Annotated in this window: 13 protein-coding genes, 1 pseudogene and 1 riboswitch; of the genes and pseudogenes, 5 read left to right on the top strand and 9 right to left on the bottom strand. The window is 63.8% G+C overall.

Annotation, left to right across the window (positions count from 1 at the left end; translation table 11 throughout):
- Positions 1-1359, top strand: a pseudogene (locus tag VIQ49_RS00600) (carbon starvation CstA family protein); the annotation flags it as partial.
- Positions 1356-1583, top strand: a complete 228-nt coding sequence (locus VIQ49_RS00595) for a YbdD/YjiX family protein (protein WP_331879872.1) — start codon at positions 1356-1358, stop codon at positions 1581-1583. The pseudogene VIQ49_RS00600 and the gene VIQ49_RS00595, both read left to right, overlap by 4 nt.
- A 13-nt stretch (positions 1584-1596) precedes the next feature.
- Here the strand turns inward: VIQ49_RS00595 and VIQ49_RS00590 are convergent, their stop codons facing one another.
- From VIQ49_RS00590 to VIQ49_RS00580, 3 genes are all read right to left on the bottom strand, one after another.
- Positions 1597-2409 (bottom strand): CPBP family intramembrane glutamic endopeptidase, encoded by an 813-nt coding sequence (locus tag VIQ49_RS00590; RefSeq protein ID WP_331879869.1) that lies wholly within the window; start codon positions 2407-2409, stop codon positions 1597-1599.
- Positions 2410-2466: 57 nt separating this feature from the next.
- Positions 2467-4368 (bottom strand): alkyl/aryl-sulfatase, encoded by a 1902-nt coding sequence (locus VIQ49_RS00585; RefSeq protein ID WP_331879868.1) that lies wholly within the window; start codon positions 4366-4368, stop codon positions 2467-2469.
- 108 nt (positions 4369-4476) lie between these two features.
- Positions 4477-5409, bottom strand: a complete 933-nt coding sequence (locus tag VIQ49_RS00580; protein WP_331879866.1) for an SDR family NAD(P)-dependent oxidoreductase — start codon at positions 5407-5409, stop codon at positions 4477-4479.
- 127 nt (positions 5410-5536) lie between these two features.
- Positions 5537-5603, top strand: a riboswitch (guanidine-III (ykkC-III) riboswitch).
- A gap of 18 nt (positions 5604-5621) precedes the next feature.
- Here VIQ49_RS00580 and VIQ49_RS00575 point away from each other — a divergent pair.
- On the top strand, positions 5622-5936 hold the full coding sequence (locus tag VIQ49_RS00575; RefSeq protein ID WP_331879865.1) for a DMT family transporter: 315 nt from the start codon (positions 5622-5624) through the stop codon (positions 5934-5936).
- A gap of 43 nt (positions 5937-5979) precedes the next feature.
- Here VIQ49_RS00575 and VIQ49_RS00570 read toward each other — a convergent pair whose 3' ends face one another.
- From VIQ49_RS00570 to VIQ49_RS00550, 5 genes are all read right to left on the bottom strand, one after another.
- Positions 5980-6420: a hypothetical protein gene (locus tag VIQ49_RS00570; RefSeq protein WP_331879864.1), complete on the bottom strand. Its 441-nt coding sequence runs from the start codon at positions 6418-6420 to the stop codon at positions 5980-5982.
- A gap of 132 nt (positions 6421-6552) precedes the next feature.
- Positions 6553-8544: an MDR family MFS transporter gene (locus VIQ49_RS00565; RefSeq protein ID WP_331879863.1), complete on the bottom strand. Its 1992-nt coding sequence runs from the start codon at positions 8542-8544 to the stop codon at positions 6553-6555.
- Between the two features lie 91 nt (positions 8545-8635).
- The gene (locus VIQ49_RS00560) at positions 8636-9292 is read right to left on the bottom strand and encodes a M23 family metallopeptidase (protein WP_331879862.1); all 657 of its coding nucleotides are present in this window, start codon (positions 9290-9292) and stop codon (positions 8636-8638) included.
- Between the two features lie 10 nt (positions 9293-9302).
- Positions 9303-9644: a DUF1801 domain-containing protein gene (locus VIQ49_RS00555; RefSeq protein WP_331879860.1), complete on the bottom strand. Its 342-nt coding sequence runs from the start codon at positions 9642-9644 to the stop codon at positions 9303-9305.
- 41 nt (positions 9645-9685) lie between these two features.
- Complete coding sequence (locus tag VIQ49_RS00550) at positions 9686-10213, bottom strand: acyl-CoA thioesterase (protein ID WP_414731546.1); 528 nt, start codon at positions 10211-10213, stop codon at positions 9686-9688.
- A 393-nt stretch (positions 10214-10606) separates the two neighbouring features.
- Between VIQ49_RS00550 and VIQ49_RS00545 the strand changes: the two genes are divergently transcribed.
- Positions 10607-12298, top strand: coding sequence for a cation:proton antiporter family protein (locus VIQ49_RS00545; protein WP_331879859.1), 1692 nt, complete (start codon positions 10607-10609; stop codon positions 12296-12298).
- 59 nt (positions 12299-12357) lie between these two features.
- On the opposite strand, the gene VIQ49_RS00540 is transcribed toward VIQ49_RS00545, so the two are convergent.
- Positions 12358-12984, bottom strand: coding sequence for a TetR/AcrR family transcriptional regulator (locus VIQ49_RS00540; protein ID WP_331879858.1), 627 nt, complete (start codon positions 12982-12984; stop codon positions 12358-12360).
- A 105-nt stretch (positions 12985-13089) separates the two neighbouring features.
- Here VIQ49_RS00540 and VIQ49_RS00535 point away from each other — a divergent pair, with 105 nt between their 5' ends.
- Positions 13090-13965 carry an SDR family NAD(P)-dependent oxidoreductase gene (locus VIQ49_RS00535; RefSeq protein ID WP_331879857.1) on the top strand — a complete coding sequence of 292 codons (876 nt, stop codon included), beginning with the start codon at positions 13090-13092 and terminating at the stop codon, positions 13963-13965.
- Positions 13966-14041 lie beyond the last annotated feature (76 nt).

Below are 14041 nucleotides of genomic sequence, written 5' to 3'. Positions count from 1 at the left end.
CCGATCGCGCTGTTCATGGGTGTCTATTTGCGCTACCTGCGCCCCGGTCGGGTCTCCGAGATCTCGGTGATCGGTTTCGTCCTGCTGATGCTCGCCATCATCTCCGGGCGCTGGGTTGGCGAATCAGGTTGGGGGCGCGACTTGTTCAGCCTGTCGCCGGTTTTCCTGAGCTGGTGCATCATCATCTACGGGTTCGCCGCGGCCGTAGTGCCCGTCTGGCTGCGGGCACCCCGCGACTACCTGTCCACGTTCATGAAGATCGGCACCATCGCGCTGCTGGTCCTGGGCATCGTGATCGCCCGTCCGGTCATGCAGGCCCCCGCGGTCAGCGAGTTCGCGAGCAATGGCCAGGGACCGGCCTTGCCGGTTCACTGTTCCCCTTCCTGTTCATCACCATTGCGTGCGGCGCCCTTTCCGGTTTCCATTCACTGATCGCTTCCGGGACAACGCCGAAGATGCTCGAAAAGGAGAGCCAGGCCCGGATCATCGGATACAGCGGCACGCTGACCGAGTCGTTTGTCGCGATCATGGCTCTGGTCACGGCCTGCATCCTCAACCAGCATCTCTACTTCGCGATGAACGCGCCGACGGCCGTCACCGGTGGCACACCGGAATCCGCCGCGGAATACGTCAACGGTCTGGGCCTGAGCGGCGATCCGGCCACGGCCGCGCAGCTGGAGGAAGCAGCCAGAGCCGTCGGCGAAGAGTCTGTGATCTCCCGAACCGGTGGTGCACCAACACTTGCCATGGGTATGGCCGACACTATGCAGGAGGCATTCGGCGGCGAATCGATGCGATCGTTCTGGTATCACTTCGCGATCATGTTCGAGGCGCTGTTCATCCTGACAACCGTCGACGCCGGGACCCGCGTCGCCCGATTCATGCTCTCGGACGGCTTGAGCAATGTGAAGGGCGCCAAGCGATTCAAGGATCCGTCGTGGCGGTCCGGCGCCTGGCTGTGCACCCTGATCGTGGTGGGCCTGTGGGGTTCGATCCTGCTGATGGGTGTGACCGATCCCCTCGGCGGTATCAACACCCTGTTCCCGCTGTTCGGCATCGCCAATCAGTTGCTGGCCGCGATCGCACTGACCGTGGTGTTGGTGGTCGCGCTCAAACGCGGGCTCTTCAAATGGGCCTGGATACCCGGGGTTCCACTGGTCTGGGATCTGGTGGTCACCATGACAGCGTCGTGGGAGAAGATCTTCTCGAACAACCGTCATCGCCGCACTGTTCGTCTGCGTCAAAGCGATTCGAAACGGCGGGCTGCCGTCAACGGAGGACGAGCCGACCAACTCCAAGTTCTTCGCACCCACCGGCATGATCCCGACACCTACCGAAAAGGAGGTGCAGCGGGAATAGGACGAGTATCTGACGAAGAATCCGGCACCGTTGCGTCACTGACGCGGCGCGGTCTTCGGGCGGTGCGCTGGTATGTCAGATCGGTGATGGGCGACAACCACTACCGGCGTTACGTCGAACACCAGGCGGCGCGGCACCCAGGCACACCTCCGTTGTCCGAGAGTGACTACTGGCGCAATCGCTACGCCGCGCAGGACAACAACCCGCCGGGCCGCTGCTGCTGACCGCCGGCCGAGTCTAGGCTCCGGATCGAACCGTCTCGCCGGTATCGCGGGACGGTTCGATGTGGTGCCGTCTGACGAACAGGATGATGGCCAGGATCGGGTAGACGAGGATCGGTGCGAAGGCGCCGGCGTAGATCTGCTGGTCCACCACGATCGCCGTGCTGCTCAGCAACGCGAAGTCGAACAGGCCGTGCAGCACCGAGTTCAGGGCATTTCCGCCCGAGACCCGGCGGGTGAGATAGAAGAAGTACCCGGCGAAGCTGACCATGATGGCCTGGGGAATCGCGGACGCACCATGCCCGAACACGTTCGTCAGGTGCACGGCACCGAAGATGACACTGGACCACAGGGCAACCCGGCCTTCGCTGAGGCCGTGATTGCGCAGCATGGTCACACCGATGCCGCGGAACATGCCCTCCTCGCCCCATCCGACGAACTGGGTGGCAACGAGCAGGGCGATGACAAACAGCCAGCCTTTGTCTGCGAGTGCGCTGTAGTCGATGCCGGCCAGAATCGCGACGATCAAGACGATCGGCACAACCCACACCCAGCGGCTGACCGGCCGGTCGTCCTTGGTCACTGGCCGCCACCATCCCAGCGCCGAGATGACCAAATATGTGAACACAAAAGCCAGGCCGAGTGGGATCACCATCGTGAAGACGACCCCGCGGGTGCTGAACGTGTCGTCTTCGTCGGCCCATCCCTCGATGAGGCGGCCGCCCAACTGGATGATCACCAGGTAGACGATGACTACGACAGCAAAGGCGATGTACGAAAGGCGCCTCCCCGTGATCGGTTGGGAGGCTTCAGGCTTTCGTGTGTTCACTCGGCAACCCTAACGGGTGACGCCGCGCACCGCGCCGGTCACGGGTCAGACGTCAGTTCACGGCGTGACGATGGGGAACGCGGGATCGAACTCGTCGAGCACACCACCGAATATGGTGAGCACCGAGGTGTCGCCCGTCAGTGTGATCGTGCCTTTGTCAGCCAACGCGGCGGCCGTGGCCGGTTTCAAGAGCACCGACACCAGGGCAGCCTTGGGCCCCGCGACAGTGAGCCCGGTGTCGTCGCGCAGCCCTCGACGCGCATTGAGCACCCCGCGCTTGACCCACATCGTCCACTTCTCGTCGGCATCGGTGAACTCCAGATTGATCCCGAGATCTACTTCTGCGGCTTTGTCGCCGATGACATGGACCGACACGAAGTCGAAGAGGATGTCGAGCGGCATTGCCAGGATCGAATCGGCACTCGCGGTGACGAACGGGGGTGGCTGGTTGCCTTCCCGGAGCTCGAGCGCTGCGGTCAGGAAGATGCCTCGCCATTGTGGGCCCTCGGCCTGATAACCCATCTGCTCGTACGCATCGGCCTGGAGCTCGCGGGCCACCTTGTTGTCAGGGTCGGCGAACACCAGTTTGTGGAGAATCTCTGCGGCCCACCGGTAGTCGGCCGCGTGGAATGCGCGCTTGCCTTCTTCGAGGATCTTGTCGGCGCCGGCGAACTCGACGAACCGTCGGGCCGCATCGGCCGGCGGATGGGGATGGAGCGACACCGGGTCGCCGTCCCACATACCCAGTTCCTTGGTGTAGACCGCGCGGACATCGTGGTGCAGGGTGCCGTGGTAGCCCCGATTGGCCCAGTTGCGCCGCAACTCCTCGGGGAGTTCGAGTGCCTCGGCGGCCTCCAGGGGCGTGTAACCCTTGTTCGCGAGCCGCAACGACTGATCGTGGATGAACTTGTACGCGTCGCGTTGCGACTCGAGAAAAGGGACCACCTCGTTGTTGCCCCAGACCGGCCAGGTGTGCGGACCGTAATGCACCTCGGCCTCATCGCCCCAGCGCTCCAACGTCTCGTCGAGGTAACGCGCGAAGTTGCGGGCGTCGCGGGTTCGGGCGCCGCGCAGGGTCTGGATGTTGTGCAACGAGTGGTTGGCGTTCTCGGCGCACGTCAGAGCCTTGAGCTGGGGAATCCAGATGTGGAACTCTTCGGGGGCCTCGGTGTCGGGGGTGTACATGAACTCGAATTCGATGCCCGCGATCTCACGGCGCGCACCGGTTTCGGTGATCAGGTCGGTGGGTGAAATATAGGAGACGGCCGGGCCTGCGGTGCTGGCGATACCGATTCCACACGTGACATGTCCGAGCGCGTTGAGGTCGAGATGACTCCCGAACGCGTAGCTGGCGCGACGTGCCATCGCATTGCCGGCGATGACGTTCTCGCCGATGGCGTACTTGTCGAACTGGTGGCCCGGAGCGATGATCGGCACTTTGCCCGACGCGACGTCGTCGACATCGACAACACCCTTGACGCCACCGTAGTGGTCGATGTGGGTGTGCGTGTAGATGATTGCGGCGACCGGTTTGTCGGAGACGTGCTCGCGAATCAGGTCCATCGCCTGACGGGCCGACTCCACACCTGCCATGCAGTCGATGACGATGAGGCCATCGTCGCCCTCGACAACGGTGAGGTTCGCGATGTCGTTGTTGCGCACCTGGTATAACCCCTTGGTGACCTCGAACAGGCCGCCGCGCTTGATGATCTGGGATTGGCGCCAGAGACTCGGGTTCACCGAGTCCGGTGCCGGATCCTCGTCGCGGATGTAGTCGAAGGCGCTGGGGTCGAACACCACAGAACCGTCACTGTCGGCGAAAACGTTGCCGGGCAACTCGGCGATCCGGCCGCGGGAGGCGGCGATGAAGTCTTCGCGGTTGTCGAGATCGTAGAGCGCTGCGGCGTCGCGATTGGCTTGAATGGTCGCTTCCGTGGGCGGTTTGGGTTCGTATGCCATGACTCGGACTCCGTCTTCTACGAGACTGCGGGAAAGCTGGCGAAGGGATTCAGGGATCTACCGACACCGTAGCCGAGTACGAACGAGTTGTCCGTGATTGTGGGAGCCCTACCCATTTGATTCTCTGGTCGCGGTGGCCGATTCGATCGCTTCCCACATCTGCTGCGCCAGATCACGATTGAGGCCGACGCCCCTGATCTCGTCACTCCAGATCCGCTTGTCACCCCGCCGTAGGTGCCAGCCGATGAATCTGCCGGTCTCCGCGTGCGTACTGGTGGCGACGAACAGCAGCGGTAGCACGCCTTCTTCCGGATCGCGGGATACGGTCGCATGCGCCACGGCCATCACCGATTTGGCGACGATGCCGTTCACCGCGTTGTGCATGGGCGTTTTGCTCAGGCCCGGATGAGCGATGAAACTCTTGACCGACGAACCGCTTTCACGTAGCCGGTTCTCGAGTTCCACGGCGAACAGCACCGTCGCCACCTTCGACACGACGTAGGCGCCGTGCGGTGAATGGTCGTGCTCGAAACTCAGATCGCTGAAGTCGACGTCGGCCGTGACCCGCCGGTAGAGGTTGGAGCCGACGCTGACCACTCGCGCCGCATGCGCGCGTTCGAGGAGAGGCAGGAGTTTGCTGGTCAGTTCAAAATGCCCGACGACGTTGGCGGCGAAGGTGCTCTCGATCCCGTCCGCGGTCACCACGTAGGGCTGATTGCCGACGCCGGCGTTGAGGATCAGGGCATCAATGGGCTTGTCCAGAGCGGTCATCCGAGCGGCGAAGGCGCGGACCGAGTCCAGGTCGGTCAGCTCGATCGCCCCCACCTGTAGCCGGGCGTCGGGCCGCGTAGCCCGGATCTTGTCCGCGACCCGCTGCCCTTTGACGATGTCGCGCACCGCCAGGACCACCTCGGCGCCCCGTTTCGCCAACTCGCGGGTCATGATCGCGCCGAGCCCGCTGCTCGCGCCCGTGACAATGATCCGCCGGCCACTCTGATCCGGCATCGAACGCAGATTCCAATGGAAGAAGTTGTCCCTCATCAGCCAACTCCCTCCGACATCCGCCGAACAATCCGTTGCCCTTTGAATCTAGCCCGCGCGAAGCTCGAGGCAGGCAAGGTCAGAATCACCGCCGCGGCAGCGTGTCCCCGCGGTGTGGGTATGGTCGAGGCAGATCAGCGATGATCGATCCGGACGATCGAAACCGTACCCGGACGGCGACAAGACGGTACTTCCACGGAAGGAGTCTGGTCATGGCGTGGGTCGTACTGGTCATATCCGGTGTGTTCGAAGCTGTTTGGGCCACCGCACTCGGCAAATCAGAGGGCCTCTCCCGGCTCGGGCCGAGCATTGTCTTCGGAGTCGCGCTGATCATTTCGATGGCCTTGCTGGCGTTCGCCATGCGAACACTCCCCATCGGGACCTCGTATGCGATCTGGGTCGGCATCGGCGCCGGCCTCACCGTCGGCTACGCGATGGTCACCGGGAGCGAAAGCGCATCGATCATCAAGATCGTCCTCATCCTGATCATCGTCGGCGCCGTGATCGGCCTCAAGCTGGCGCACTGAGGCCCGGCACCTTCCACCCCGACGGAGGCAAGGAACCACCTCGTCACGAACGATCCGGTCCCGGCGTGGCCACCGCGAGGTCGGCGAGGAACTTGTGTGCCAGTGCTCGTACCCGTGCCCACTCCGGCGCCGACTGCAGCGCGTCGAAGCCCAGCAGATGAGAGTTGCCGGGAGCGGAGAGTTCCGCCAGGAGACGATCGAGCGACGACAGGTCGTTTCGACAGTCCTGACTCAGGCCACGCGGCACTGACGCGGTGAGGTCGGTGAACTGTAATGCGAGCTCATCGACACCGACGTCCAGACGTTCGAGAAATGCGGCCTGATCGTCCGCCGGCGACGCCAACCGCCGGATGACCGACACCAGCGCTTTCTTCCGGAGGTCGTCCCCACCCAGGTCGACGACGGATTCCTGCCGCCAACCGTCGCGCCCGCCCTCGACGCGCGCGATCGCGTCAAGGCCCCGTCGACCTTCCCCTTCAAGCATTCGTGACCATCCCCCACGCGGTTGGCGATCCCTCAGATCGATTAGCTATGCGATGCATTCTTTACCAGAGTGTGCCATCTTGTCACTCGCACAGCGAGAGCGGAACCAGCTCCCCCGCTCACCTGGCGCAACTCAGGCCGGGGCCTCGACGTGCAACCGCCGGGCGATCTCGTCGATCAACTCATCGACGTCGGCTTCATCGCTGCCGGGATAATTGTCGACAAAATGCTGGATGCGTTGCCGCTGAGCGACCAGCAGGCGTTCGGCTTCCTCCTGGCCGGTGGGGGTGATGACCGCCAGACCGTGCCCGAGGTCGATCATGCCGCGCTGCTGCAGACGTTGCGCGGTCTCCTCTACAACCGGGAGCGGTGTCTGCGAAACCTCCGACATCACACTGATTTCACGAGTGCCTTCCTCTGCCACCCGGCTGACCATCCAGGCCTCACCCCGCGTCAGCGAACTGTCGGCGGCATCGACCACCCGTTCCCAGGCCCGGAGCCGGTCTTCGCGTCCGAGGGTTCGCCAGATCTGAAGCCGCAACTCCTCCAACGAGGTCCGCTCGCCGGACAGTCCGAACGATGTCCCCACATCGGGCATCTTCGTGACATCGCGCAGGGGTACCTCGGGCAACAGCCAGGCGAGGGCGAATGCCAGCAGTCCGAAGGGGACGGCGACGATGAACACGATTCCGAACGCATCGGTGAAGCCACTGAGGAACCAGTCCTGCACCACCGGTGGGCACCCAGGAAGTCCGGATGACGAGGCTTCCAGGACCTCCGCGGAACATCGTCCCTCTGCCCCGTCCGGCACCCTGCCCGCCAGATTCGAATCCAACTGCGAGTTGAACACCGCACCGAATACGGCGACACCCACGGATGCACCGATCGTGCGGAAGAAGGTCGCACCACTGGTTCCGGTTCCGAGGTCGCGGAATTCGACCGCGTTCTGGACCGCGAGCACCAGAACCTGCATCACCATCCCCAGCCCGACACCGAGAACGAAAAGATACAGCGCGATGGTCACATCCGACGTCGAACGATCCATCGTCGACAACAGGTACAGGCCGACGGTGAAGATCGCGGTGCCCAGGATCGGGAACACCTTGTAGCGTCCGGTCCGGCTGATGAGCTGGCCGCTGCCGATCGAAGTGATCAGCAGACCCGCCATCATCGGGATCATGCTCAGGCCCGACTCGGTGGCCGTGTCCCCGCGCACCGTCTGCAGGAACAGCGGCAAGAATGTGATGGCACCGAACATCGCGAACCCGACAACGAACCCGACGGACGCGGCAACGGCGAACACCCGGTTGGTGAACAACCGCAGCGGCATCACCGGCTCCGGCACCCGCCGCTCCACCATCACGAAGGCGACCACGCAGACCACCCCGATGACGGTCAGGCCGAGAACCCGCACCGATGTCCAACCCCACAGTGAGCCAAAGCTGGTCACCAGCACGATGGCGGTGGCAGCGGACGCGAGCAGCAGCACGCCGACGTAGTCGATCTTGGGCTTGACCTGGGCCGTGGTGGTCGGCAACACCAGCACCACTGCGACCAAGGCAACCGCACCGATCGGAAGATTGACGTAGAAGACCCACCGCCAGCTGAGGTTGTCGACGAAGAATCCGCCGAGCAAAGGCCCTGCGACACTGGCCAGCCCGAACACCGCTCCGAAGAGCCCCTGGTAACGCCCGCGTTCGCGGGCAGGAACCACGTCGCCGATGATGGCCTGCGCCAACACCATCAGGCCGCCGGCGCCCACACCCTGTAGGGCCCGGAAGGCGATCAGTGTCACCATCGACCCGGCGAGGCCGCACAGCGCCGAGCCGACCAGGAATACCACCACACTGGCGATGAACAGCGGCTTGCGGCCGAAGAGATCGCCGAGCTTGCCCCAGAGTGGTGTGGTCACCGTGGTTGCGAGCATGTACGACGTGACCACCCAGGTCAGGTGATCGGCTCCGCCGAGATCGTTGACGATCGTCGGCAGTGCCGTCGCCACAATCGTCTGATCGAGTGCCGCCAGGAGCATCGCCAGCATCAGGCCACCAAAGATGGCGTAGATCTTCCGTTTCTCGAGTTCACCCGCGGGTGCACCCGGTCCAGCAGTCCTGCCTTCGGTCATCGTCCGGCCCGTCCTGCTCGGCGACACGTTGCTGGTTCGAGTCTCGCAGGTGTCCGATCGGTTTGTGGGATAACGAGCTTGGGGCGCCGGATCAGAGGGTTCCGGCGTCGAAGACCTCGGATTCGCCCGGCAGCCATGTCTCGCCGTCGATTCCGCGATCTCGCCGGAACGCCACCGGCAGACCGCGAGTTGTTGTCCAGTTCAACGAATCGGTGGCCTGCACGTGAACGTGTGGCTGGGTGCTGTTTCCGGAGTTGCCACATTCACCGACCCGATCTCCGGCCACCAGACGGTCACCCTCATCGACCATCACAGTGCCGCAACGCAAATGAGCCAGCAGGATGAACGGCCCGCCGCGCCCCAGAGCCAGCACCACGTGATTCCCGGCGATGGCGGGGATTCCGTCACGTACGCGTCTGGCCTGCCCGAGCGTGTAAGGGAGCAGGGTGATCTGGGAGCGTCGAGCCGAATGATCCGGTTCCCCATCATGTACCAGCGCCACAGTGACCTCGGCCGGAGCGACGATCGGTTCACCGAAGCCGCGAAAGATCTCCGGCGCCTCGACCGACAACGCGGATCGCCAGCTACGCGGAGCCGGAAGATCGTTGTCTCCGACAGCGACGAAATCGATCGCATAGGTCGATCCGAACAGATCTGTCCCATGACTGGGTACTCGCCGGGCCGGACTGTTGCGGGCCATCCACCTCCCACCGAAGGGGAGGTCGAGCACCACTGCGTCGGGCGGCATACGTCCGCTGCTATCCCCGATTCAGTGCGACCGCGGCCTGGATCAGCGCCACGAAGGCGTCCGGGTCGACTGAATCGGACTCCTTGATGTCGATCGCCCGCCGAACACCCGCACCGAGGCTGGCGTTGAACAGCTTCGCCGGGTCAGGGAGGGAGGCACCCTTGGCAAAGGTCACCTTGATCTTGTCCTTGTAACTCTCGACTGTGCAGACGAGGCCGTCGAGCGAGAAGCTCGGCACGCCATCCGGATTCGAGGGCTTGCGCCACTTCACTTCTTCCACGGTGTCGGGCTCGGCCTGCATGATCAACGACCGCACTTCATCGACCCGAGCTTCCCGCCAATCGTTACCCATACGGTAACGGTAACGGACGATCAGCCCCTTTGACCGGAGAGCTACTCCTGTGCGCCCGAAATTTGATGGTTTGTTATGGCTTGGAACGCTTTTCGCCGCACCTTTGCCGATTCATAGCGTTGCTTCTCGACCTCGTCCGCCGGTGTGAGGTTTGGGACAGATGTTGGGCTACCGGTCTCATCAACCGCGACCATGTTGAAGTAGGAGCTGTTCACATGCCGAAGCGTCCCAGCCCGTACATCCTCTGAATCGACCCGGATTCCGATCTCCATCGATGTTCGGCCGGTGTAGTTGACAGAGGCCGAAAAGGTGATCAATTCCCCCACGTGGATGGGCTCCCGGAAGATGACGCGGTCAACTGAGATCGTCACCACGTACGTTTGGGCGTATCGGCTCGCACAAGCATAGGCAACCTGGTCCAGCAGTCGCAGAAGTGCGCCGCCGTGGACATTTCCGGAGAAGTTACTCATGTCTGGTGTCATCAAGACTGACATGGTCAGGCTTTTGCGCGGCGGACCGGTGTATGTCGTGGCCCCGTCGGCGGGCGGCGCGGATGGCGGCTGATCCATTGCTGATTCTCCCTGGTTTTGCCTAACCTTACGACTTCGCGGCGGTTGGCCTGCGCCCAACTGAGCGGTGCGTGACATTGATCCCAATTGCGCGTTTGCCGGCGTTGAGGCCTTGCGAATTCGCGAGTATCAGCCGGTCACAAAATGTCTGCGGCTATCGCCCCTACGAAATCGCTGCTGTCACAGATCCGTCGGGTGCGTCCGTCCACCACTCCCGTCCGGCGCTTCAGTAGATGGCCGAAGTCGATCGAGCTCGGTGCCGGTCGCATTGCCCCTCGAGGTAGGACGACCACACAGCAGAATCCGACATTTACCTGGATACTTGTAGACCTTCAGCACCTGGGCGCGCCGACGGCATTGGCGGCCGCCCACGCCCGGTAGCAAGGGGAGCGCGTGACAGTCGTCGCCATTTATCTCGTCATCACCTTCGGCCTCGGCGGCCTCGCCATGGCTATGCGCCTGCCTCCGTTGGTCGGGTTCCTGGCGGCGGGGTTTGTCATCAACGCACTGAATGTCGAGGAACTGCCGCAACTGGACGTGCTGGCTGACCTGGGGGTCACGCTGCTTCTGTTCGCGATCGGCCTCAAGCTGAACGTACGCATATTGCTCCGTCGAGAGGTGTGGCTGACGACATCCGTTCACATGCTGGTCAGCGTGATCTTCGGCGGCGCCGTCATGTGGCTCGCCGCGGTGGCCGGGGTGTCGATGCTGGCAGGACAGAGCTTGCAGACGATCGCCCTGCTCGCCTTCGCCTTGTCGTTTTCCAGCACCGTGTTCGTGGTGAAGATCCTCGAGGAGCGGGGTGAATCACACTCGCTGTACGGCCGCGTCGCCATCGGAATCCTGGTGATGCAAGACATCGTCGCCGTGGTCTTCCTGACCGTGACCGGCGGACACCCGCCCAGCCCGTGGGCACTGACATTGGTGGGTTTGTGGCCGCTCACCCGCATTCTGCGCAGGATATGGAGCCAACTGGGCCACGGCGAGATGCAATCGCTGTTCGGCATCGTCATGGCATTGGTGCCCGGGTATGCGTGGTTCACCGCAGTCGGACTCAAAGGTGACCTCGGGGCACTGATCGTCGGAGTGCTGCTCGCGTCCCATCCGGCTTCGTCCGAACTCGCACGTTCGCTGTTCCACATCAAAGAACTGCTGCTGGTGGCGTTCTTCGTGTCGATCGGGCTGACCGGGCTACCCGACCTGCCCACCATAGGTGTCGCCGTGCTGATGGTGTTGCTTCTGCCGTTCAAGGCCGCCTGGTATGTAGCCCTGTTGTCGTTCATGAAGCTGCGATACCGCACCGCCATCCTTGGTGGGCTGGGGTTGATGAACTACTCCGAATTCGGCCTGATCGTGGTGTCGGTCGGGGTCACATCCGAGTTGTTGGCGGATGCGTGGCTGGTGGAGATGTCCATCGCCGTCGCACTGAGCTTCGTTGTCTCGGCGCTGGTCAACAGGCGTGGACATCTCGTGGTGGAGAAGATCGCCGCGCGGCTACCCGCCCAGGACGAACACCATCTGCATCCGGAAGAACGCCCCGGCGATGCCGGCGACGCCGAGGTCGTGGTGATCGGCATGGGCAGGGTCGGGTTGGCCGCCTACCAGCGACTGACCGATCACTACCGTCTACGGGTGGTCGGCGTCGACTACGACGGACCCCGAATCGAGCGACTCGAGGACCAGGGGCTCAGAGTCATTGAGGGTGATGCCACCGACCTGGACTTCTGGAACCAGCTGCGCCATTCGGAGTCGGTACGTATCGCGGTGCTGGCCATGCCGCGTCACGGGGCCAACGTCACCGCGCTCGAATGCCTGCGCGAGTCGGGGTTCAGCGGCGAGGTCGCCGCGGTCGCCCGCTACGACGACGAGGTGCAGTGGGCAAAAGACCACGGCGTCGGCATCGCCTTCAACGTCTACGCCGGAGCGGGCCTCGAACTGGCCGATCAGGTGGTCGGCGGGGACCCGTTGCGTCCGGTCGACGCAAAGCCGATCAACTCCGACGCCGAGGAAATCAGTACGGGCGAGGATGGCCGTGCGGGAGACAATGCGCCGGAGCACCCGAGCAACCCTGCATCAAGCATGTAGTTCGTGCGCCATCGAGTGGCGTCCGACAGCGCTTGGCCCGCGGCCCCCAGCAATGCCGCTCAGCGCGGCCGCAGGCCCCTCATGACCATGGCGAGCACGCCATCGGCGTACGTGTCGTCCAATTCACCGGTTCGTAGCAGCCAGCGGTGGAAGATCGGGCCGAACAGCAACTCGACCGCCAGTTTCGGGTCCACCGAGTCGTCCACCTGACCGGCCCCGACACCGGCCGCGATGCGGGCGGCGGTCGCATCGAGCTGCGGGCGGAGCAGCCGCCGCACCAGTTCGTCGGCAATGGCGACGTCGGTCTGGATCTCAGCGGTGATCGCGCGTTGAAGCCGGTCGTTGGCAGGATCGATGAGAGCAGCGACGGCCCCCCGGAGCACGACCCGAAGGTCGGATTCGAGATCGCCGGTGTCCGGCAGCGTCACCGAGCCCTCTTCCTGCGAGTTGGAGTCCAGAATCGCGTCGAAGACCACGGCTGCCTTTGATGGCCACCATCGGTAGATCGTTTGTTTGCCAACTCCGGCGGCGGACGCGATTCCTTCGATGCTCAATCGGGTGTATCCCACGTCCGCGACGAGGTCGCGCGTCGCGGAGAGGATTGCCCGCCGGGCTCGGTCGCTGCGCCGGGAAGCGTCGGGGCCCGGCACATCTGGACGTGTGGCTTCCGGAGTTTTACGGGTCATACCGTCAAGCTACAACACCACGAGACGAGACGCTCCGTCTTGACCGCGAGCATTGCCCTCTGCCATCCTGACGAGACACACCGTCTCGTTGGAGGGAATCACACTATGCGCGAAGCATCACGCGCTACCCGCACCTGGCTGATCACAGGCGCCGGCCGCGGGCTCGGCCGGGCGTTTGCGCAGGCCGCCCTGGATCAGGGAGATCGCGTTGTCGGGACGGTCCGCCGCTCCGGAGCAATGGCAGAGCTGCTCGCCGACCACCCGGACTCGGCGCGGGAGATGCTGCTCGACGTCCGCGACGCCGCCGCAGTCACCGACACTATCGATCAAGCGGCACAGGTCTTCGGCGGGTTCGATGTCCTCGTCAACAACGCAGGCGCCGGTTTCGTCGGAGCTCTCGAAGAGGTCGACGAGCAGCAGGCCCGAGATCATCTGGACCTGAACCTATTCGGTGCACTGTGGGCCTCCCGGGCCGCGATCTCACACTTGCGGGCGCGCGGTGGTGGCGACATCGTGCAGATTTCGACGGTCGGCGCCATCGGTTCGATGCCGATGTTCGGGCTCTACAACGCGAGCAAGTGGGCCCTCGAAGGATTCAGCGAGGCGTTGTCCACCGAGGTCGCGCAATTCGGGATCCGGGTGACGATCGCCCAACTCGGCGGATTCGCCACCGACTGGGCCGGGTCGAGCATGTCATTCGCGGCACCGAAACCGGAGTACGACGACCTCCGCACCGCCATGTTCGGCACCGCGGAGATCCCTTGGCCGATCGCCGATCCCGTTGAACCGTCGACGGATTCAGATCCGCGTCAGGCCGCCGACTCGCTGGTCGCGCACCTGGCTGATCCCGACCGCCCGCTGCGGGTACTGATCGGCGACGACGCACCGAACCATGCGGCTCTGGCCTACGCTGCCCGTGTCAACGGCCAGTTTGATGTCCCCACTGGTGGCCAGGTGAAAGTCCCCGCCTTGTGTGGGTAGTTCAGGTTGTGGTGGGTGCCTCCGTTCGGTGTTTCATGCGGTAGGAGTCGCCGTCGGTGACGACGATGGTGGCGTG

The organism is Williamsia sp., assembly GCF_036566845.1.
Taxonomy (GTDB): Bacteria; Actinomycetota; Actinomycetes; order Mycobacteriales; family Mycobacteriaceae; genus Williamsia.
This window is presented reverse-complemented; position numbering and strand designations above follow the sequence as displayed.